The 23227-nt window shown below is 37.5% G+C and carries 15 protein-coding genes and 2 tRNA genes; 11 read left to right on the top strand and 6 right to left on the bottom strand.

The features are described from left to right. Positions 1-67 precede the first annotated feature (67 nt). Positions 68-152: transfer RNA gene (locus T429_RS0106670), tRNA-Leu, on the top strand. Positions 153-881: 729 nt separating this feature from the next. On the opposite strand, the gene T429_RS0106660 is transcribed toward T429_RS0106670, so the two are convergent. After that, positions 882-1472, bottom strand: a complete 591-nt coding sequence (locus tag T429_RS0106660) for a hypothetical protein (RefSeq protein ID WP_005775167.1) — start codon at positions 1470-1472, stop codon at positions 882-884. Between the two features lie 979 nt (positions 1473-2451). On the opposite strand from T429_RS0106660, the gene T429_RS0106655 reads away from it, so the two are divergent. Beyond that, positions 2452-3672 carry an MFS transporter gene (locus T429_RS0106655; RefSeq protein ID WP_005773101.1) on the top strand — a complete coding sequence of 407 codons (1221 nt, stop codon included), beginning with the start codon at positions 2452-2454 and terminating at the stop codon, positions 3670-3672. Between the two features lie 348 nt (positions 3673-4020). On the opposite strand, the gene T429_RS0106650 is transcribed toward T429_RS0106655, so the two are convergent. Next, a tRNA-Ser gene (locus tag T429_RS0106650) sits at positions 4021-4111 on the bottom strand. Positions 4112-4427: 316 nt separating this feature from the next. Between T429_RS0106650 and T429_RS0106645 the strand changes: the two genes are divergently transcribed. Then, positions 4428-5642 carry a porin gene (locus T429_RS0106645; RefSeq protein WP_005775166.1) on the top strand — a complete coding sequence of 405 codons (1215 nt, stop codon included), beginning with the start codon at positions 4428-4430 and terminating at the stop codon, positions 5640-5642. 1307 nt (positions 5643-6949) lie between these two features. Here T429_RS0106645 and T429_RS0106630 read toward each other — a convergent pair. The 4 genes from T429_RS0106630 to T429_RS0106610 all read right to left on the bottom strand — a co-directional run bounded on the left by T429_RS0106630 (position 6950) and on the right by T429_RS0106610 (position 11183). Continuing rightward, positions 6950-7753, bottom strand: a complete 804-nt coding sequence (locus T429_RS0106630) for an N-acetylmuramoyl-L-alanine amidase (protein WP_005773099.1) — start codon at positions 7751-7753, stop codon at positions 6950-6952. A 948-nt stretch (positions 7754-8701) separates the two neighbouring features. Further along, positions 8702-8869, bottom strand: a complete 168-nt coding sequence (locus T429_RS10630) for a hypothetical protein (protein WP_154645786.1) — start codon at positions 8867-8869, stop codon at positions 8702-8704. Positions 8870-8987: 118 nt separating this feature from the next. Then, positions 8988-9719, bottom strand: a complete 732-nt coding sequence (locus tag T429_RS0106620) for an alpha/beta hydrolase family protein (protein ID WP_005773098.1) — start codon at positions 9717-9719, stop codon at positions 8988-8990. A 267-nt stretch (positions 9720-9986) separates the two neighbouring features. Next, positions 9987-11183: a multidrug effflux MFS transporter gene (locus T429_RS0106610; protein ID WP_005773097.1), complete on the bottom strand. Its 1197-nt coding sequence runs from the start codon at positions 11181-11183 to the stop codon at positions 9987-9989. A gap of 918 nt (positions 11184-12101) precedes the next feature. Between T429_RS0106610 and T429_RS0106600 the strand changes: the two genes are divergently transcribed. The 8 genes from T429_RS0106600 (at position 12102) to T429_RS0106550 (ending at position 23002) form a co-directional block, all read left to right on the top strand. Next, positions 12102-13190, top strand: a complete 1089-nt coding sequence (locus T429_RS0106600) for a TIGR04086 family membrane protein (RefSeq protein ID WP_005773094.1) — start codon at positions 12102-12104, stop codon at positions 13188-13190. A gap of 221 nt (positions 13191-13411) precedes the next feature. Next, positions 13412-14605, top strand: coding sequence for an MFS transporter (locus T429_RS0106595; protein ID WP_005775165.1), 1194 nt, complete (start codon positions 13412-13414; stop codon positions 14603-14605). Between the two features lie 278 nt (positions 14606-14883). After that, a complete protein-coding gene (locus T429_RS0106585) occupies positions 14884-16125 on the top strand; it encodes a DUF2087 domain-containing protein (RefSeq protein ID WP_005775162.1) in 1242 nt (413 codons plus the stop codon). A gap of 799 nt (positions 16126-16924) precedes the next feature. Then, positions 16925-18103, top strand: coding sequence for an MFS transporter (locus tag T429_RS0106570; RefSeq protein WP_005775161.1), 1179 nt, complete (start codon positions 16925-16927; stop codon positions 18101-18103). Further along, complete coding sequence (locus T429_RS0106565) at positions 18091-18444, top strand: hypothetical protein (protein ID WP_005775160.1); 354 nt, start codon at positions 18091-18093, stop codon at positions 18442-18444. The genes T429_RS0106570 and T429_RS0106565 overlap by 13 nt, the downstream gene beginning before the upstream one ends. A 468-nt stretch (positions 18445-18912) precedes the next feature. Continuing rightward, a complete protein-coding gene (locus tag T429_RS0106560; protein WP_005773083.1) occupies positions 18913-20082 on the top strand; it encodes an MFS transporter in 1170 nt (389 codons plus the stop codon). 428 nt (positions 20083-20510) lie between these two features. Further along, positions 20511-21203: an abortive infection family protein gene (locus tag T429_RS0106555; RefSeq protein ID WP_244925509.1), complete on the top strand. Its 693-nt coding sequence runs from the start codon at positions 20511-20513 to the stop codon at positions 21201-21203. Positions 21204-21637: 434 nt separating this feature from the next. Next, on the top strand, positions 21638-23002 hold the full coding sequence (locus T429_RS0106550) for an MFS transporter (RefSeq protein WP_005773081.1): 1365 nt from the start codon (positions 21638-21640) through the stop codon (positions 23000-23002). The last annotated feature ends 225 nt before the right edge of the window (positions 23003-23227 follow it).

The raw sequence follows: 23227 nt of genomic DNA, 5'->3' as shown, positions 1-23227 counted from the left end.
AACAGAGAAAATAAATTCTATAATTTTATTGACAGAATTGCTTCACACGCTTAGATGATTTTTATAAGCCCAGATGGCGGAATTGGTAGACGCGCAGGTTTCAGGTACCTGTGCCGCAAGGCGTGGAGGTTCGAGTCCTCTTCCGGGCACCATGCTCTTTTTTTATCCTATAATTTACTGATTTCATGTATGTTTTAAGACGTTAGGGAAGCCCGAATAAAAGTAAGAGAATAGGATTTTTCAACACGTCCCTCAATGATTATGAATCAGAACTTCTTTTCAAGGTGTTTTTTTGTCATACTTAACACCCACATGGTTTCCACTTTTAAAAAGTCAAAATCTTTAAAGAGCTCTCTTATGACAACATTCAGCCTCAAAATAGGATGAACTTTGAATGTTCAAAAAACGATACTCTTTTAAAATCATAAGGGGAAATTTCTCTACAAAGCCTGTTTAATCAAGACAGAAGCCTCTCAATCATAAAGTCCCCTTATCTTCCTCCTTAATAAAGAGCCTCTCCTTAACTGTTCTCATGTATTATATTGACAACCAATATCATAATCCATGCAAGAAAATATTTTTTACGCTTAGATTTTGAAGTCTCTCATGCTGTAGTTGTGTTTTTTGTATTGTCATACTCGTTTCATTTTATTCTTCATTTTCAGAGCCTGTTTCTCGTGCTTCTCTATATCTTTTCCATCGATCTTTTTCTGCTCTTTCACAGTTCCTATTACACAAAAAACAAAGGGTTCCTATAATAACCATAACGGATATGATGAGTACTATTGCAAATCCCACCGATTATTCCTTTTTCAATAAAATTGTTGTTAATCATCTCACGCATTCTTCCCCATTGCATTAATGAACAACTTTCTGTTTCTTTATCGCGATATTTTCTTCAGGCTTTGAAGTTTGTTGTTTAAACGACCAACTTCGTCATTAAGCCTTTCAAGTTCTTTGTTGAGTTCATCAACATGTCCATAATGTTTAGAAATCACTTCTAAAGTATGTAATGACTGAGACTGATCCTTAAGTTGATCGACTTTGTTTAACCCTCGAAAGGCTTCTGTTCTTTTCTCAACATGTTCAAATAGCGTAAAAAACTTCTCAATCCGCTCCAAAATTGCAGTGTTTCGTTTTTGCGTTATCTCATATTTATAAGTAAGTTGTTTGTTGTTTGGCATAGTCTTCAGCAATGCCAAATAAAGTTCCTGCTGTTCAAGAGCTATTCTCTTCAAATCCTCTACCGCTATCCCTACTAACTTCCTTGTATCATTCCATCCCCGTTGCGCATTTTCTTTTTCAAACGTGGCTGAATCCAGCCTCTGGACAGCATCATCCCGCTCCTTAACAACTTGGGAACAAAATAATCTATCCACGCCCGTATAGCCACGCGAGGCGGACACAAGATATGTCAGCAAAAATATGATCAGCAATAAGCCTTCTCTCAACAGAATTTTTTTTGTAAACATTTTTCCATTTTCTCGTACAAAATACCTTAAAATAAATACCTAAATTCTCATCAAAAGATTCGGAGTAAAATTTATTCAATCTCTTTAAAATAATCTACGATAAAAATAAAAAAGGATAAATTATACAAAAAAATAAAGCTATAAAAAGTAATTTATTCAACAGATTAGTTATAAACTTTTCTGTTTATTTCTATATGTCCATGGGAGAAAGTTAATCACTTTATACGTGAATTAACAAAGAATTATAATATAATATTATAAATAGCTCAAAATTAATATTTTAATTAATAATTATACTTGTCCCATAAAATGGATAAAAATAATCAACGATCTTGAATGGTATAAAGACTACTTTTAATGTAGATTTGTTTTTTTATCCGCAGCCATAAAAAATTGCGTTTTTTACAAAAATTCAAATTTATTCATTTGCTATAGTATCTTTTATTGCTACATTTCTTAAGTTAATTAAAGATCGTAGAATATAAACTGATAGGATGCATTTTTCTCAAATAGCATTTTTCAGGGGAAAATTGATTTAATCAATGGGGATAAGCAATGAGCAAAGCTATAATTTGAGAGACAGGATATATTGTTATTCGTAAAAAGATGCCGTTTTGGAGTGTGCTAAAAAGTGTTTATAATCAATGATAAATGAGAAGTATGAATTGGGGGAATTGGGTTTTTCTTACAGCGCAGTAGATCAAAAAATGGTAGATGAAATTTAAAATTCACCATTATTCGTCATGAGATGAAAGCTTTCATCTCACGTTTGGCTTCTTTGTTTTTTCTGTCTGTAATCTCTAAAGACTATCTTCAATTAAGCGCTCTTTTAGGTTGTTGTTTTCATGATAAAAGTAATGGTTATCGATTTTCTATTTAGGATACCGTTTTCCACAAGAGGATCGTCATTTCGAAATATACAGAAAAACATTCTCTTCAGTCAGAGTTCCCACTGTACAATCATCTATGGAACAACACAATGAACAGACCACGTACCCTTGCTCTCACCTATGGCTCTTATAATGCCGTACGCATGCTCATTGGTGTTTACCATGCGATTTTTTTAATGTCGATGGGGGTTAGTCTCGCGCAATTGGCGCTGCTTCAAGTTGTCTTTTCCACAACTATTCTCCTGCTTGATTTTCCTTGTGCTGTTTTAGCGGATAGATATCGACGTAAATATTCCGTAATGACTGGTGTTTTTCTGACGGGAGTATTTTATCTTCTATGCCTTCAAGCCCCTAATATGCCGGTGCTTATTATTGCACAAATTCTCTATGCAGCAGGCATTTGCATTATTGTCAGCGCCATTGATGGATGGATTTACCATTCTCTTGATGATAAACAGGATCTCTTTTCGCATTATGCGCATCTTTATCACCAAGTGAACTCCTTCGGAAGTATTTTCAGTGGGATCGTAGGCATTGGAACGATCTATTATTCTGGACAATATTTTATGGGATATATTATCTCATGCCTCATGATGGGGGCTATTTTTTTGGTCTTTCTTATTGTTCCTGAAGAAAAGAAATCAGTGATTGAAACACACACAACAAAAACAATCTTGCATAATGCCAAGGAAACACTGTGGATCTTTCAAAACACCTTGGGAGGCGCATGGTTTATTTTCCTCATGTGTCTTTTTAGTGCTGGAATTCAGATTATTTATCATTTCTGGCAACCCATTATCCTTGGCAAAGGGGGGAAAATTGATCACCTCAATGGTTTGCAAATGTTGGTCCTCATGTGCTGTCATATTGGAGCCTTTTCAGCGCAGTATTTTTCAAATTTACTGATGTCTAAGTATCATGTCCTTGATAAAAATTATAAGAATTCTATCAAATATTTTTCTTTCTTTTCTTCTCTGATGTGCATTGCACTCTATTTTTTCGTTCATAACAATCAAACAGCTGCATCCGTCATTGCGTTCTCTTTAATTCATGGATTTATTTGCACTGTCCCAATAGGAGCAAAAAGCTTATTTTTCTCAGAACTGAATCAAACACAAACGCAGCATATTTCTGGTGTTATCGGTGCTGTATCTTTTAGCGGCAGACTATTTTCAATTATCGTATTAAGTATTATTTCTTTTCTTCCTGCAAAAATTTCTCCCTCTTATTACCTCATCTTACCGACCCTTACTTTTTTCCTATGTGGTTTGATCATCATGAGATGGATAAAACACTCTCAAAAGTCTTAAGTAAGAAGAAAACCAACCCTGATAAAGTTTTTTCTACAAGATTTCCTTCTAAAAGAGATCGAGACTTCTTTAGATCCTTGCCATATCGAGCTTTCAACAGACACCATATTGATAAAACAATAAGTTATAATAATCATAGACCGAACTCAAATATCATAAGATTTTTTCAAATCTGATTTATCTTGAATCAATCAAAATCATTTGCTTGCACATCAAAAGCGAGGCAGGCGTATAGGTAAAAACGATGTTAAAAGGAAAGAGAATTCTTAATAAACGCTCAGTATCAAGGACTATTGCCATACGCGCTTAAAATTCCTACACTTCACTATCACTGATTTTATAGAAGAGTGGCGGAGAGGAAGAGATTCGAACTCTCGAGAGCCTTTTGAGCCCTACTCCCTTAGCAGGGGAGCGCCTTCGACCACTCGGCCACCTCTCCAAGGAGTTGCATAAATGGTATCAATAGAAAGTTCAAGACATTTTCGATTTTTTTTCGCAAATATCTGAAGTTTTTTTCTTTATTCACTCCATAAGGCCCAAAGTTAACAAAACAAAAATTGTGTCTTTTTTACCACATCTTCTCGAATAGTACATAGATAGATTACAAAAAGTTCATTTCATATTTGAAACTCTAAAAAGATTAGTATAGCTAAAATGATAAGTACCGCGTATATTTTACTTATGCCTTTGTCTTTAATGCATTAGGCAAGTGATATTCTTTAGAAGAAAATTAAACGGACCTCGGAGATCCTATAATGAATATTAAATCCCTTTTTTTAAGCTCTACAGCAGCTTTTTTCGCGATTTCTGGAGCACATGCTGCTTCAACAGTTGTTGCCGAACCTGAACCCGTAGAATATGTTCGCGTTTGTGATGCCTACGGAAAAGGATATTTCTATATCCCTGGAACAGAAACCTGCATGCGTTTGTCAGGAAGTGTTCGTGCTGATTTTGTTGGCGGTGGTAATATCGATGCAACCACCGAAGCTGAACTAAACAACAAAAGAAAAACCTATGGCTCATCATCACGGCTCACCCTTGTTTTTCAAGCCGCTTCTGAAACAGAAATGGGAACCCTTCGTTCATATGCGAAAATTTTCTCAAGCTGGGGTGATGGTAAAAATGGCGCTGGTGCAAGACTTTCAGCCGCTTATATTGAACTGGGTGGCTTTCGTGTAGGTCTTGACGATACCATTTTCAACAGCTGGACTGGTGGATATGGGAATGTGCTCAATGATGACAGTGTAGCGCCTGCCGGTACAACACGCACTAATTTTATTTCCTACACCTTTAACGGTGATTCCGGCTTTTCTGCTATTATCGGAGTTGAAGTAGGCAATAATGCAGATTCTCTTCCTGGGGTAAAAGAAACAAAAGTAATAGGAGACAACTATATTGAGAAAGATGGGAAACTTATTCCTGTCACAGACGATACGCTTCCAAGTAAAGGAATTAAAAATTACACCCCCAATGTGGTTTTGGGTATAAAGTTTATGCAAAAATGGGGTGGTTTTTCAGCTGTTGCTGCATATGATGCTTACTACAAAAAGTGGGCTGGGAAAGTTCGTGCAGATTTCAATGTTAACGACCGTTTCAACCTATGGGTGATGGCTGGCTATAAAAATGGTGTTGATTACTACACAGAAAATGCAGATGGTGAGTTATCACGACGCAGCACAACGATCTATGCAAACTGGGGCGGTAAATGGGCTGCTTGGGCAGGTGCTACTTACAAACTCACGCCAAAAGCAGATTTGAATGCGCAAGTTTCTTATAGTGCTGTAAAAACCTTTGCAACATCTGTCAATATTGCCTACACGCTGGTTCCAGGGTTTGTGATTACACCTGAATTAACCTACGTTTCTTGGAACGATGATCGGATTGTAAAGGATGCACATGAGAATGAAAAACGCCTCTTTCATGGAAAAAGTGCTTTCCAAGGTATGATCCGTTTACAGCGTTCATTCTAATTCTATTAAGCTAGAGCTTTCAAAAACTGGCAACTCATGTTGCCAGTTTTTTATTTTTTGCAATCAAATATCATGAACAATCTTTCCGGATACTTATTTTCTTAATCCTTCTGACAAAACAGCTTAGTTTCACAAAAATATTCTTAGAAAATTAACCTTATGAGTTTGATAAAAAGACTTCATAGGATGTTAGCCATCAATTCAAACAATCCCTTTCTTGCTCTTTAAAGCGTGCCCCATTGCTTTATCCTCAAATTGGTCTTTCTTTGTTTTTTTACACCTAATCCTTGTAATTTAAGACATGATCTTCTCAAGTAAGTCTCACCCAGAATATTCAGTCAACTGCACTGAACAAGAACTCTTATCTCCTCTCAAAGTACGAAAATTCCTACCAGCACCAGTTTGTAAATAATTAAATTGCTTTGGGGAGACGCTTTATTGGATTCTTTATGATTCATTTGCATAAGGCTCTACAGACAAATTCCACCCTTAATATTTTCCCCTCTCTATTTTTAAAATACTTCAATTAAGTGTATATACTTTATGCTCCTGCATCACACCTTTAATGATGGTGTTTTACAGCATAATAGAATAGAAGCAAAATAATACATTGATTTATAATGATAATTTATCTTTATTCAACTTGAATGAGAAAACTGAATATTGTCAGATTCTCTCATTTCAAATTCCTCCCTGTTGAAGCAATCAAAATCATCCCCTTACGCATCACAAGGAGGATTAGCGTATAAATAAAAGCTGAATAAAAAAGAAAGACAAATACCTATGAATCGTTTCAAATGTCAAAGACTGTCGCACAACATCGAGAGCGAGAAAAATGTAGAATGGTGCCGGCTTGTTTTTTTATGAAACATAAGAATGATGATGCACAACAGACAATAGACTTCACAAAAGATTTTATACTCTTTACAAATGCCATTGCAAAATATGTGTGTGATACACACCAAAAAAATATTTTCTAAAACAAACAGCTAAACATGCCATAAAAGTCCATTTTGTTTGAGGCATTCTATCTTGCATAATCCCATTATACACAACATCTTAACTTTGGATACTTTTAAACGAAACAGAATATAAGAAAAAGAAACAACAAAACTTCATCTCTGCAAACCATAAAGTTTGCTATAAAGTTATGTTTCCATAAAATGCCTTATACCATCTATACGATTTTTAAAAACAATAAATGCTCTTTTTTATATGAAACCAATCAGCAAAAAATAAGCGCTTTTAAGAAACAAAAAGCGCTCACCCATCATCATAAAATACCTTTTAATTCAAAAGAATTGAATTCACGAAAAATATTTATCAACTAATGCGTAAAGAATGGCTGCTGTTTCAACATCAAGAATTCCGTCATACTTTTCTTGACGAAAATGAAGTTGAAAAGCTCGGATCAAATTTTTATATCCTATTTCAGTAGATGCTGCTGAAATATCATACCCATAACATTTCAGCTTTTCCAAAGCCTCTTCCTTGGACGGAAAACTCTTAGAAAATTGTTCCTGATAGCGATTTTTAGGCTCATCATCATACCACGCCCCTATCCCTGCCTCATAAAGCTCTTTCCACGGAAAAGCTGCTCCTGGATCACTTTTTCTTCCAATGGCAATATCACTATGCCCCACAACATCCGTTGGCGTAATACCGGGATAGCGTTGAAGAATATTCAATGCAAGCTCTTTGACGGCATCAATTTGTATCGGATTATAAGGAGGAAAGCTAAACTCCTCATTATGATGATTCATTTCAACAGTATCTTCTGAAGACTTAGAATGACTCGTTGCTAAATTAACGATTTCAATCCCAATAGATGAATCATTGAGATGACTATACCCAGCCCACGCGCTAACACCTGCATGCCACGCACGCTCATTCTCATCAACCAGATTAAAAATACGCATATCTTTAAATCCAGCTTCACGATATGTCTGCTCTGAAGGATCAGGAACGAGATAGTGTGCACTAACCTTTTCTCCCGTAAGCGCCATGACTGAGGCTTTAAAATCAATAGCCGTATAATGCATGACAAGAAAACGAACGCGACGACTAAAACTCTTGACAGAACGATAACTGTTGTAATCAATCCGATACATAAAAGCCCTTTCTTTTTTGCTTTAAAAACGACCGCGCATCACAACAGAGGGGACACGAGTTGTTGAAAAAATTGCAGTGGGCTTTCTATCTAGGCGAATTACGTCAAAAATTTGTTCATGCACAAACACACCACATCAAATATTTTCCGTACAAATTTCCACACAATGATCAATTAAAAAGGAAATAAAAGCATAAAATGATCACTTATTACATCTTCACCGTCTTACAGAAAAAAGAGCTGTTCTTGTTATCAAATTGGGAAATATCCCCCGAAGCGAACACCTAACCATCGTGCAATCTACATAAAAGCATAAAGGAAACACTTTATGAGATCTTTACAGCAATTTATTGACTGCCAACTGAACAGCCCATATTCACCATCAACGCTTCACGGACCTATTTGTCAATAAAACTTGCAAAGCTGTTCTGTCTAATGATACTGTATCTTATCTTTTCACAACATCTCTTTCTGATTTACAAAGAATATCGATTATTAACAACGCTTTTGAGGCACACAAAGTCTCTAGATTTCCTGCATATTTCTCCTAAGGCAAGATAACGGATTAGTTTATAATGATCATTAATCTTTTTTTTGCATCTTGGATGAAAGAACCGGATAAGTCCTCTGCTATTGAAGTTCATTAAAGCCTTTCATTTGCACATCAAGAGCAGAAATTAATGGTTAGATAAAAGACACTGAAGAAACGAGTAAAAATACTTCTTATAAGAGCTAAAAAAAACATTGTATGATGCATGTATCTTATCCCCTTAATCTCAAGAGTAAAATCCATTACACAATTGGACGTTAGAAAAGTAATACTCCGAAAATCCAATCCAGCTTACAAATCTTTAATATTTTTTCTGATAACATAAAAATGAAAAGACTGCTGAGAACCAATGATGTATCTTACGAAACATCTATCAGTAAACAGACCTAACTTTTGGCACTAAAGAAGAACAGGAAAAAGATATAGAAATCGATACTCTCTTAAATGAAGGACAAATTCTTTTGCTGCATCTCCTAGATCAGCAACAGCAGCAAGCAAAAGAGCATCGCATTCTGTAATTTTTACCAAGTTGCTTGAGGAAGACAATCCCCTTCCCTTTTCCAACATTCCCACCCCATATCACCATAAGTGAAATGAATAGCAATAGTCATGACTCTAAGCCCTTTCAACGCCCCTCGCTGATTTCTAATCCCAACCCACTACCCAATAGCACAAGAACTTTTTTTCATAATCTCTCCATCCATTCGCTAACAATTGCATTTGTCATAACAGGATTATCATCCCACAAACGCGTACCCGCCCCAGAAACTATTCGATATTCATGATTGAAACATTTGCTTTTTGTTTGATTATCAACCGTTGCAAGTTGCGATTTTTCACCCACTAACGCTAAAAACTTACCCGTATACTTAACAATCTCATCTCTAGCATCCAATGCCAATAAGAGTTTAAATCCTCTTGTCATCCGTTCAATGGCCATGCTTTTTTGATCTTGCGGAATTTCCAAGGCAACTCTTTTTTTAATGATGCCACGAGAATGCATAAAAACATTAAGTGTTTCCAAAGCTCCTGCCAAATCATTATTTTCTAAGTAAAACAAAATATCTCCAAGGCGCCGCTGCAAAGGCTTATCTGGATAGCCAGGTGCATTGACAGCAAGTACAGCGCGAACATTAGGAAGCTGTGGTGCCAATATTTGTACCAACATTCCAGCCATAGAAAATCCCACAAGCACCGCAGGCTCTTTAAAATACTTTTCGAGTTTTTTTATCATAAAAGATAACGTTTCAATAGCAGAATAATTGAGAAAATAAGCACTCTTAGGAAAAAGCGAGAGTGTATCCAGTAGCGTTACTTGGAATCCTTTTGTCGCGCAGAGCTTTGTCAATGGAGCGCAAAAAGCCCCCTCATCCCAAATGGGCATCACAGGAGAAAGAATAACAACAGGAAGACTCATTGATCGGTCGCTCCTCTTGCTTCAACACACGCATCAGAAGCCAAACTCTTTCTCCCAAATGTCATAAAAATACAGATATGTTGAAACTCTACGCCCACAAGCTCCCCCCCATAACACCAAATTTGTTAAATTTAAACGAAGCTTATGACCAATTTTAAAGCCCCTCAATCAAACCACTAATTAAAAAAAATCATTCAACAACAGAGTCCAAAAACATGTAAAACATCAAAAATATTTCTGCATAATGCTCTCTTTTGATCATTTCACTCAGCTTATTTCTGAGGTCATAAAATGACGCGCTTTTTGGATATAAATGATAAAACCAATCATGCAACAGGCGGCTAACAAAGTTGCCATAGCCCGTGGGCTATGACCAGAGATCTCTCCGATAACCGCGGCACTGAGTGCAGCGCTCCCTAATTGCAAAGAGCCCATAACCCCAGAAGCCGCTCCCGCCGCTTGCGGATGGGATGAAATAGCCAACGCTGTGCCTAACGGCAATAAAAAACCATTGCCGAAAGTAAGAACAGCAATTGCCATAAAACTTGTCACAAGGGGCCATGGGCTTAGATACATTTGCACAGCAAAAAGCACACCTCCTATAACAAAAATAATGTACCCTCTCCCCACAGTTTTTTCCATAGACTCGCGTTCAAAAAACCATCGCGCCAAAAAATTTCCCAAAATATAGGGAAATGAGACACCAATATAGCTATAACTAATATGGATCGGCGATAAACCCAAAGTCGTGAGTAAAAAAGGCGACTCCACAATATAAGCAAAATAGGCTGCATAAGAAAAACACGGAATAAGTGCATAAAAAATAAATTGTTTATTTCTGAGAACATCTAAATATCCCTTCATAAATCCTACCGGCGAAAAAGGCTGTCGTTTTTGAAGAGGGAGAGTTTCGGTTAGCACAAAACAACACAGTAAAATGGTCAAAAATATAAAAAAGCCTAAAAAGATAAAAGTCACCTGCCAATGAAAAGCTTGTATCAACAGTCCACCGATGAAAGGTGCAAGTGCTGGCGACATTCCAATAAAAGGGAAAACGATCAAATAAAGTCTTCCTGCTGCTTTTTTATCCAACAAATCATTGATAATCGCGCGACTTAAGACAAGTCCCGCACAAGCTCCAAGACCTTGCAAAAAACGTAATACAAGAAAAGCATGAATATGAACCGTATAAATCACACCAATTGTCGTGAATAACCACAAGAATAAGCCTAATAGAAGTGTTTTTTTACGCCCAAAATTATCACTGAGCGGTCCATAAATAAGCTGTCCAAGTGCCAACGCAAACAAAAAAACAGCCACGGCACTTTGAATTTGAGATTGAGTCACTTGATAATACTGACGCATATCTCCCAGTGCTGGTAAAAAAATATCAGTAGAGATTAATCCCCCTGTCGACAAACATACAATAAGTATAATAAATGGAAAAGTATATTTACGATTCATAAAGAAAATCACACTTTTAAAGTTATATATTAAATAGTATTTAATTGAAAATAAAAAATATAATGATATTTTTTCTTATATAGATAAATAATCATAATGAAAAGTGTTATTATTTTACTTTGTGAAATAAAATTTCTATTATTTTTTAATCAATAAAATTCTATTCTCCACGCTTCACATGAAAAAATTCAACCCATGAAGAATCTTTCCTTTACACACACTTTGCCACAATCTTCCGCTGCTTTTTCCATTATATCATAAACAAAAGCACAATCTCTTTTCACAGCAACAATGCCACTTTCTCTACAAGATCCATCAAAGTTGATCGATAAAAGACAAAGCAGAAAAACAACCTCTAGCGCCTCTACCCCCCAATCAATATAGTATAAACAGAGCAATAGCTTAAAGAGCCTATCAACACAAATCATTATTGTAAAGAATTTTGGTCTATCAGCTCATAGAGTATAATGCTACTTCTGCAAAACACCCAAAAACCAATATATCAATATATCGTACTCATTTCATAAAGTTTTTTACTGATGAAAAGCAGAAAAAAATTAGCGTCTCATTTAGTGAAAATTATTATAGAATAAAAAATCAACACACTTTTATTTAACTTAAACCGTGAGCTCTTATAATATTCTGAGTTGATATTTATTTTTTCCCTGACGCCTGACTTTTTAACTCTATTTTATAAAATATTCCTCACATAAGAGATTCAATGATACTATACAGTATAGAGAGAAACACGCCTTTCCTCAAGCATACATTAGATCTTTAGAGTTGCGTATTTCACATTTTTCCTCTCATAATAAACGTTAAAGTGTTTTTTCTCTTCATTTTAGCGTCCATCCATCTATTTTGGAACATAATTGGCAATAAGGCATTGTATCTCCAGAATATTCAAGGAGATAAAACATGGAAACCCGCATTCCTGAAAAAACACCTTTCGATACGAATTTTCTAGGAGAAACATCCCTAGAGACAGAATATCCTTTTTTTCAAACACCCATTTCATGGTCCGCCATTTTTGCTGGACTGGTAACGGCTCTTGCCACCTCAATCTGCCTCTCTTTTCTGGTAGGAGCATTAGGATTGAGCCAAATGGATTTCACTTCGTCCTCCCCTTTTGAAGGCTCGTTCCTCTCCATGGGCACAAGTTCTCTTATCGTTATACTGATAAGTCTTGCTTTGGGAGGTTTTGTGGCTGGGCGTTTTGCTGAAACCGCTGGAGCTCTTCATGGTTTCTTAACCTGGGCTCTCATAACACTTCTTATGACCCTCCAAGCCATCCATGTCGTTTCAAGCACAGCAAAAATAGGGGCTAAAGCTGCTCTAGCAAACAGCTCGATGGTCCAACAAACTGTCGACAGTTTCAAAACAAATATTTCCCCCCTGCTTACAAAATTAAACAGCGAGGATTTTGCAAAGTTTTTAACAAAAAACAGCGATGATGGCGTCAATTTTGACCAACTTGGCAATGAGTTGCGTACCCTTCTCCATAAAAGCGATATTCCTGCCCTCAATCCTGAGCGCTTAAAAACATCCTATCAGGCAGCACTCAGTGATATTGGAGAGGCAATCACAGCCTTTAAAAAGGATCCTTCTCATTACCGCACCACTCTGAAAAATCTAGAGGAACGCCTTTCTGATCGTGTAGAAGATCTGACAGAAAAATTTAATCGAAGCGATATCATCAATGCCCTCACAAAAGATGGCATGAGCCGTGCGGATGCACAAAGAGCAGCCAACCGTGCTCTTCAACTTTATCAAAGTGCAGAGGAAAAAACTGTAAAAGCGATAAAAGTGCTTGAAGAACGGGCTGAAACCCTCTCTGACAATCTTGAAGGAGCTATCAAAGGTGCCAAAAACACCGCCACAAAAGTCACAAACACAGCCTCCAAGATGGGATGGTGGGGCTTTTTAGGGAGTCTGATAGGCGCCATAATTTCCAGTGTTTGTGGTTATTATGGTTACAGAAGCCGCAAGGACTTTTTTAAACTTTAAAATTTCTAGCTCTAAAATGAACCTAAAAAAAGCTGTACAGTTTTGTACAGCTTTTTTTATAATTGGCTTGAAAAGCTTTTGGCATAATATAGCAATGAGAATGAGAAAGATTATTTTCTCAAACTTAATCATCCGGAAAAAAATAGACAGAGCAAAAACCTGTGATATACCATCAACACACAGGAGAAAATGATAACTTTAGCACCTTGGGGAGGAGCATTGTGACAAAGAAAAAGTCCATGATTTTTGCCCAAATGGGACTTTTTCTCATTTTGGGCTTAAGTAGCTTTGCCGATGAAACAGCTCAAGTCACTTTTGCTTTACACTTAGCAGAAAGTACAGCCTCTATTTCAATGTTGCTGTTTGCAGGGCTTATAGGAGGAATTTGCGCAGGCCCCATCGCCCCACGCCTTTTGCATCATTTCCAGCCAGTGCACACAGTCACTGTTGTTTTATTATTTGAAGCACTTTTCATAGCTACAGCTGCAATTGCTAACCAGTTTTGGGCTTATATTGCTCTTTCTTTTGCATTGGGCTGTGCTGGTTCTCTCTTTTGGTCCTCAATCCTTGTTGCTGTACCTGACTTCGCAAAAAATGAACAGCAATTAGACTATATCAATCGCATTATCCAAACGGTTCGTAATCTTGGTTATATTGCCGGACCACTATTAGGGGGCGTATTATATGGTCTATCCAACGGGCAAAAAGGGCTCTTTGCACTCTCAATCATGGTTCTCTGTGCAGGCTTGATCACCATAGTCTGTTTTAAAAGTTTAAAAGTGCATAAGAAAACGATAAACCCATCACAGCAAAGCAAAAAGGGGCTAGACTTAACAGGGCTTTTGCGTAAAAAAAAGGTTGTCTATGCTCTTATGCCCCTTATTATCACCATCATCCTCACTTCAGCTCTCAATGTGTTGTCGATTGTCCGCATCCGCACTGAGCTAGCGTTTAGTGCACAAACCTATGGCATAATCAGCAGCATGATCAGTCTCGGTCTTGTGGTTGGCCCACTCTGCTTTTCCAGCCTTTTCCACCGCTTTGGCAATGCCGCTGGAGCATCATTAGCTGCCGCAACCATTGGTTTTGCCATTTTCTGCTTTTCTTTAACGAGCTTCGCATGGCTGATGATGCTGTCATTTTTTATTCTTGGAAGTGCCAACGGCGTGCAAAATGCTCTAATGGCAAGTTTTATGATGAAAGCTATTCGGAAAGAACAACGAAACAATCAGATGCCCGCCTATATCTTCATCATACAAACAGCCGTATGTATTGGTTTTATTAGTGCAGGTTTTGTAAAAGTGCACCATACCCAACACACACTCTTTATCATCGGCATTGCCACCATGATCACAGGCATCTTAGGCTTTATCGTAAACAGCACTCTGCAAAAAAAGGAATGGGATAATACCTAATAGACTTTGCTATCTATTCCAGCAAGCAAACCATGCACAAAAAGGAGATAACAATCACCACCGGATAAAATCCCAACCAACATCATTGTCTCTCCCCCCTACTAACCAATGGGATTTTGCTAAGCCACTCCGTGTGGAACAGCAAACAATCATTGCAAAAATTTGATATTTTAAAACAAAAAACGATAACATCATGCAACAATACCCCATGGAACAAACAACCACATTTTTTATCAAAGCAGGAATGCTGCGCTTGGTAAAAGGATAAGGATCAACAGATGCCCTTGATAAGACCGGATATGGGAACAGAAAACATTACCCAGCTTCTTTATACGCTCATTCAAATGGCAAGACCGCACACAGTCCTTGAAATCGGCGCAGGCGATAGCACACGCTTAATTGCTAAAGCACTGCAAAAAGCAAAACAAGCATGGCAACAGGATAAAAAACTTTTAGAATCCTCCACTTGGGAAGAACGCACAGCTTTGCTTGACCCTTCAGGGATTCTTGAAAATTACCAGCCACAATTGATCACCATTGATGATTTTTCAGGAGACAGTCAGTCCGCTAAAGAAGCATGGCAAAAACTGCTCCAAGACGAGCGTATTGAAAAAGATACCATAACATTCATTCATGAGAATTTCTTCTCTCTTGATGATGCAACGCTCAAATCTTGGGGCCCCATAGATTTTGCTTGGCTTGATGCTGGAACGCCCGCAGATGATGTGCGATTTGTTATCACACTTTGGGAACATATCACCGCTGGTGGTTATCTCTGTCTGCATGAACCAACCATGACCACACCCGTTGCTCTTAATGGAGAGCAACGGGTGCGACGTGTGAGAACCCCTTTGTGGGAAGAAATTCTCTACCGTCTTGATGGATCCTATGAAGCTTTAACCCTCCCTGAAAACCATAAATATCGCCAAAGTGGTCTGGGGATTATTCGCAAACGCACCCCTACTGAGCAAATTGTCCGCATACAATCGCTCCAAGCAGAACTCATAGAGATCAATGAGCTGCCCCTTCGCAATGATCTTTTACCCATGGGACAAGAAACACTTCACAAACGCAGTAAAGTGAATTCACTAATTTCTGCCATGACCTCACCAACACTGCGCACTGTTTATGCCGCCATTATCCTTGGTGCAAAAAATCTTTCTGAGATCCTAAAAACTGTCGATTGTGATGCGAAAACCATTCACAAATCCATCAACCGTCTTTTAAACCTTGGTCTTATTCAAAACACAACAGCCGGATTTCAAGCAGAAGGAACACTTTGGAAAGCACTAGAAGATAAAAATGTACGGGAGAGAGAAAATTTAAGTGATCGCCATTTAGAAACAGAAGAGATGCTTACAAAAATTGTCCAAGCCTTTCAAAGGGAAAAAATCTATAGTGAAACGGAAGTCTCCAAGATATGCAGCCTCTTTACGGTAGATTTTGCCAGATTAAGACGCACCCTTATCGAGAGAGGATTTTTACAACGCCATGCCGGCAAATATCAACGCATACGCTAAAAAAGAATTAAATGATGATTAATGAACGCAATCATTTTTCTTCTACACTTCAAAAGAATGGGTAACCGTTCACGAAAAATCTCGTTTTATGAAAAACTTATTAAATCATTCATATGTTGACAATCTATAGAAATGAGTACACCCTCTTTGTAAAAGTTTCATGGGAGGAACAAGAATGCGGGAATTCAATTGGTTATCAAATAGAATTAGAAACAGTCAAAATCATCAGGAGAAGATATGGGATCAAGGTCTTCAATGATCTCACGATTGTTGCGCGAACATCAGGGTGCAGGATTGTTGCTCAATCAGGAAAAATTTTTGATTGTATAATCATCTTCCTATCTGAAGTTATAACGTCATCCAGCACTAAATAACGCCGTGAAATCTTCTGTAGAGAAATTTGGTGTGCAATATGCAGCTGCGCAAACGCGTATATATTATTTGATAAGCTTGCGTTAAAATTAAATACCATTTTTCTCGATTCCCATTCTGTCATATTTCTTCATATGAGGAGACAACACTATAAGAAATGCTGCACGTGGAGGCACAAAAAAGATCCTAACAGAAGCAGCTTTTATAACCGTATAGGGCAAGGAAAAATTCTATCCTGAAATGCTTAATATTTCTAAAAACATCGTAGAAAAAACAAAAAACAATATTCTTGCAGTGAACTGGCTAGTAAATCAGGAAGGATACTCTTTCAACGATATGGGTACAGCAAAAACAGAGCTAACAAAACTTCCCCAAAAGATACAACAAAATGTCTTTGATCATTTAACGACACTTCTATGGAAATTCCATGGGCAAAAATAAAATAACTTTTTTCATCTATAGCGCGCTTTTTCTTTCTGAATTTTCCTATTTCTTTGTACTCCCACTCCTTGGAAACTCTTCTTTCATAACTGCGACAAATGTTGCGTTTTATCTCGCTGGATCAGTAATCCTCGAAAGCATTCTCATGATAACCACAACAGGTTTCTTGGAGAGATTTTCACGTAAACTTTTAATGGCTATCGCTTTTATTTTAAGGAGTAGCGCTTTCCTATGCGTTATCCTGTCAACCACAGCTTCTGCATGGCTGGTCTTTTTCACCTTAACAGCTTTTTCAAAAGCAATTTCAAAGCCATTTTTGAGAGAAATTTTATCAGAACATCTCAATGGAAGTGCTCTTAAACGCGCATTAACGCTCTATTCTTTTTTTCAAAACGCTGCTGTCGTTATAGCCCCTCTCGTTGCAATGATAGCCATAAAATATAATGCATCCGCTTTTTTAATGGCTTGTTTTGCAATCATTGGTTTGTATCTTTGTTTTGTATCCATCAAAATTGTTTATCACTACCCCCATAAAAAAGCATCCGTTGAAAAGAATAAAAAAACAAACGCCTCTCTTCTTTCTTCTTTAAAAAAAATAACACATAATCATGCTATTGTTTATTTACTGGTCACAGCTTTTCTTTGCACGTTTATCATGGGAATTTTTATCACCACCACAACACTTCTCAGTAAATTTGACAGCAATCTGGCCCCGTATAGCGGAATTTTCTTTTCAATTGTTGGAATCAGTATTTGTATCTGGCAAGGAATAATCAATAAACACCTTAGCCTTTCCGATAAATCAACCTTTTACCTACTATGGCTTATGGGAAGTTTCGCTTCATTCTTTCTCATGGGTGACATCTTTACCGCTGTAACTGCGTTAATTGCCTACAGTATCTATGAATCTGTCATGATTCCAGAGATATACTATCAAGCAGGGAAAACAATCGCATCCGTCTCTTCCAGTGTTCTTTTTAGTTATATTCTTGTTATTTCAAATATTGGCCAAGCTATAGGCTCATGGACAAGTGGATGGATCATCAGCCATTTCAACAATCATATCGCTTTGCTTTTTGCCATGATTGTTGGTGTCTCCGCCTTTGCCTCTTGCCTTTGCCTCATGCAAACTAAAAAAAATAAGGAACTTCAATGTCGCATATAATTTTTGCAACCGGTGACACAACAAGAGTGCCTAGAACACTTCGCCACAAATGGCTCAATTATGAGTTTGTAACACACTCTGCGGCAAAGAAGCTCGAAACTGTTTTTAAAAACTGCTCCGTAAGCTCCGTTGCCAATTGCCTCACAGCTGGAGGATTGTGGGGTGGTTTTTTATTTGCACATGAAATTTGTCGCCTTCTCAAAGTAACATATTATCCATTTGCCTCTATGGTTGATCCTGAAACTCTGAGTTCAGCTATCGAAGAATTTTCTATTGATACCATCATTTGCTTGCCAGTTTTGCAGATAAACTTATTATCGTATTTTGGAAGCAAAAATTAAAACCTCAAAAAAACTTATTCTATCTTGGAGAATCCTTTCAAACTGAATCTGTTTTGAAAATAAGAGATATAATTCCTGACTTAGGTATTACCCTCCTTAGCTTTACCACACAAGAAATCGATCCCATAGGATTACCATGTTCTAAACTTGATGAAAACATTTATCATTTTATATGTACACCCCTACAAAAGGAAAAGAGCCTGAATGTTTTGGTAAAGAATTGACTCCCCCAAAACACACAGATCAAATATTTCTCACCACCAAAATAACTGGAACATTTAAGCATATGCACTTAAAATATACAGTGCGCAAATAAATACCTCTCGCCTTACAGCTTACAGAAAAAGTTCTCAACCTCATGAACCAAACCTGTATCAAGATTTTTTTACGACTAGTATAGCTGCAAAAACAGCGCTATGAAAGGCACTCTCCAAAGCGAATAAAGTCAATATTGTAATAGAAAAATCAATGTTACGGAAAATTCTCAGTTTCAAGGCAAGCATACACCTTATTCTCATAACCATACTTTTGAGCAATATTGGTGCCTTTATGGTCGTTCCTTTTCTGGCGATCTACTTAAACAAATTGAATTCGCTCAGTGCGATAGAAGTAGGTACCATCATTGGAATAGCTTTTTGGTGCCAAAGAGCAGGCTCCCTTTTAGGAGGAATCCTTTCCGATTATGTGCATATCAAAAAAACCATGCTTTTGGGTTTAGCGCTGCGGATTCCAGGTTATTTTATCATTGGTTTTACGCATAATTTTTACATCCTACTTCTCTCCTGTATCCTGATTGGACTAGGAAGCAGTATGTATTTTCCCGCAGCAAAATCTTTTTTAGTAAAAAACGTCTCTCAAGCTGACAAAGTTGATATTCTCGCCATCAGATCCATTTTTGCCAACATAGGGACTGCCATTGGCCCATTACTTGGAATGCTTATTTTAAAAGTTCATCCTCAACTCTTATTTAGCCTTGTTGGCTTCATCTTTATTTTATTATTGCTTATCAACTGCACATTAAAAGAAAGCCGGGTTACCAACACAGGCAGTAAAATAAATTTTTCTGATTTTAGCAATCTGCTTACCAACAAGACAATGCTGCGTGTAGCATTTTTCACGTTTTTATTTCTCTTTCTTTACATACAACTTGAAATCACAATACCGCTGTTTGGTGACGAAACTTTTGGGAAAAGCACCCCCTCATATATTTTTCTCCTCAATGCCCTCATTGTTATCTTTTTCCAAATACCTGTCTCAAGATGGTCTTGTCGGGAAAATTCCAAAACGCCTATAGTGTTATCCTTTGTATTTTTTGGGCTCTCATTCTTTATTCTCCACGCTCTTAATCCTTCTTACTTTAGTCTCTTTTTAGCGATCGTACTTTTTACCTTTGCCGAAATCATTATGCGCATACGCCTCGATTATGAGGCCACAAATATAGATGAACGCCTCATTGCGAGCGCATTTGGCATCATGAGTTTGTCGAGTGCTTTTGGAGGAATGGCAGGCAGTTACTTCGGTTCTCTCTTATACAACAAAGCTGTTTTTGGCTTATCGGTTTGGCAACTCTTAAGCATTGCATCCATCAGCGCTGCTTTTCTTGCCCTCCTGCTTTTTATGAAAAAAGCAAAAAAGTAAATTCAAGCTATCTCACGTCTATTTATCTCATCATGCAATAAAAGCATTCCGCCTTACGACGATAACAGTAAAAAAGAAAACATTTTTTTAAACATGATATAGTATTTCTCATGCAAAATTCTTATATCAGACACTATATGATGCGTGCGACCTTTTACCAAGGGGAAAGCAGCAAAATCATATTCTAAAAACTAATCCACAGATTATTTTTGATATTATAAAGGCATACAATGCAATTATCATCCCCGCAAAAAATATCTCAAAAAAACAAAATTCCTCCTGCAATCATTGGACTACTCCCTCAAATATTTGCAAACTATTATACGATTAAGGAATTAGACCACTTATTTTTTAAATTATCTGCTCCCAATGAAACAGAAGGAGATAGCAAAGCCTTTAGAACCAAGAAACGACTCCAAGCCATCAACATGCAATGCGATGAACCGCTTGAGATCCTTGGTAACCTACTTGGTGATTTTATGGACAACGAGTCTCATAAATCCAACAGTTTCTCATTTGATAACAGATCAGAAGATCAAAGTAAGATTTTAGAAACCTTGAAAAAAGATGGATTACAATACCACCGTGGAGGATATATCATCAAAGCGGAGAACTCCTCCACACAAGGACTGCAAAAAGCTGGCCTTATCTCTATAGAAACATTGCAAAAAGAAATTGCAAAGAACGGACTTTCAGCAATAGAAACTGAAATAAAAAGAGCATTAGAACAAATAGAAAAAGATCCAAGGGGGGCAGTTGTCCGTGCCGCAAATCTCTTGGAGGCATCTTGTAAAGCTTATCTCGACCATCACGCTATCTCATATAAAGAAACGGCTGTGACACTACGCTCTTTATGGGATAAAGTCGTTGAAAATGCTCAAATTCATCCCGAAGATATGAAGAAAAAAAACTGGAATGATCTGGATCCAAATGATTTGCAAATGATCGCATCTGGTCTGTACCAAGTTGTGAAAGGAACCATGAATCTAAGAAACAAAAAAGGCGCAGCCCATGGTCGCTCGGAAGAGAATTTTCGCAAGATCAACCTCAAGCCCCGTCATGCGCGCTTAGCAGTTAATGCCGCGCATACCCTTTCAGTTTATATTTTAGAATTACGTTAAAAAACATCATAAAAAATATTCTCGATAAACGAAACAGATTGATCTTAATATTTTCTCCTCATGAATTTCATACCAGAACGCAAACAGGCTCCGTAAAACCGGACCGGATCTTATAAGAACCACAAACCATTAAACTTTGGAGCAGAGCCTACACAAATATGTAGGCTCTGTTTTGCTCTCATGCCAAGAGAATTGACAGCAAACAGACTCCTCGATAAACTCACCAAAATCCGTTTAAACAAGAGCTTTATTTAGGAAAAAAAGGGCTTACACAAAGGGAATATCAGGGGAGACAAGCATTGGGGGAAGCCATCAGCACTCCCCATCACATTTATCCCAATAGCACAGTCCTCGCAAACAGGTATTCATTCTCAAAGCCTGTGATTTATGAGGCAGAACCAATATTGTCAAGAATATCAGCAGGGGGCATAAGAATGCAAAAAAGAGATTCCTATAGCAAATCAGAAAAGTCTGTCATTTATACCGTCATTATCTCCAGTATACTACCTTTGCTAGACGGTAGCATTGTGAATGTCATCCTTCCTAATCTTGCGCATTATTTTTCAACGGGAGAAAAGAATATACAATGGGTTGTAACTTCCTATTTCCTCGCCACTGTGCCAGGACTGTTGATGGCAGCTTTTCTACAAGGAAGAATAGGCGTCAAAAAAACGTGGTTTCTTGCAAACTGCATTTTTATGCTTGGATCACTGGGAGTGGGATTAAGCAATAATTTTCAAAGCATTATCTCTGCCCGTATCGTTCAAGGTTTTGGAACAGGTCTTTTGCTGCCCCTAAGTCAAACCATTATCGCCTTACAATTTGGACAAGACCGCGTTCGCCAAGCCATGGGTACCATAGCTGTACCAACGGTTTTTGCTCCTGCCTTTGGTCCGCTGGTAGGGGCTTCCATTGCTCAGTATATGTCTTGGCGATTGTTATTTTTTATCAATATTCCGCTTATTTTATTAGCACTTGCCATTGGAGCAAAACATTTAAAAACCAATGAAACAGCAAAAACAAAATTTAACCTACTGGCATTTGTAACTTTTTCCCTATCGCTTATTTCGTTTTTTTACCTCACAGAAGCCAGAAACATCAATAATAACACAACCATATATACCATAGCATTGATAGCGGTAATCTCTCTCATATTCTTCATTGTTTCTAATCAGAAAGCAAAAAACAAATTAATCGTCTTTAGCGGATTTACAAATGTGCGCTACACAGTGCTCATGATCATGGGGCTTATCGCTTCCTTTCTTTTTTATAGCTTTCTCGTTTATTTTCCATTAGCACGCACCACAGAAGAACCCCATGAAAAAAGCCTTCTCATCATCGGTGCCCTCCTTGCACTACAAGGGGTGGGAGCATGGATTGGCAGAAAATTTATTTACCAGAAATGGAAAGAAAAATCTCCCTTTTTCATGATAGGAATTGGTTTGCTAATCTCAAGTTTTGGCTTATTATGCTTTGGCTATCAGACAAGCATGGATGGTCTGGGTTTCTTACTAAGAGGTATAGGGCTTGGTATTACCACCATTGTATGCCTGTCTGCCCCCATCCAATATGTCAATCCTTTATACGTCAAAGATACGGCAGTTATCACACGTATATTACAGCAAATAGGTGGTGCTTTAGGAGGAGTGTTCGCTGGCTATTTACTCCATACGCTAACAAAAGGAGTTCTTTCTCTCAACCAAACATATCTCATATTCTTCCTCTTCTCTATCGCTGTATTTTTACTGTTTTGCCTCACACTCTTCTTATCGCGTAAAGAAAAAAACGCTGATTTATGAGATGCTTTGTTGAAACCTCATAAACATTTGCAATTGTAATAAGAATATAGAGCATGTGCTTTGGTTTAAAAACACCACTACGCTGTAACTTTAACTCCAGCCTTCATCTTTATAAGCAGTACTAACCCGCGAAACTCCTTAAGTTCTAACATTGGTCATACCCAGTCACTTGTTCTCCCTTGATCCTTATATTTTTTTACTAAAGGATAGGAAGAAGGTTTTAAA

This window comes from Bartonella elizabethae F9251 = ATCC 49927 (genome assembly GCF_000518165.1).
Classification (GTDB): domain Bacteria; phylum Pseudomonadota; class Alphaproteobacteria; order Rhizobiales; family Rhizobiaceae; genus Bartonella; species Bartonella elizabethae.
Note: the sequence above shows the minus strand (reverse complement) of the source record. Positions and strands in the feature narration are given on the sequence as shown.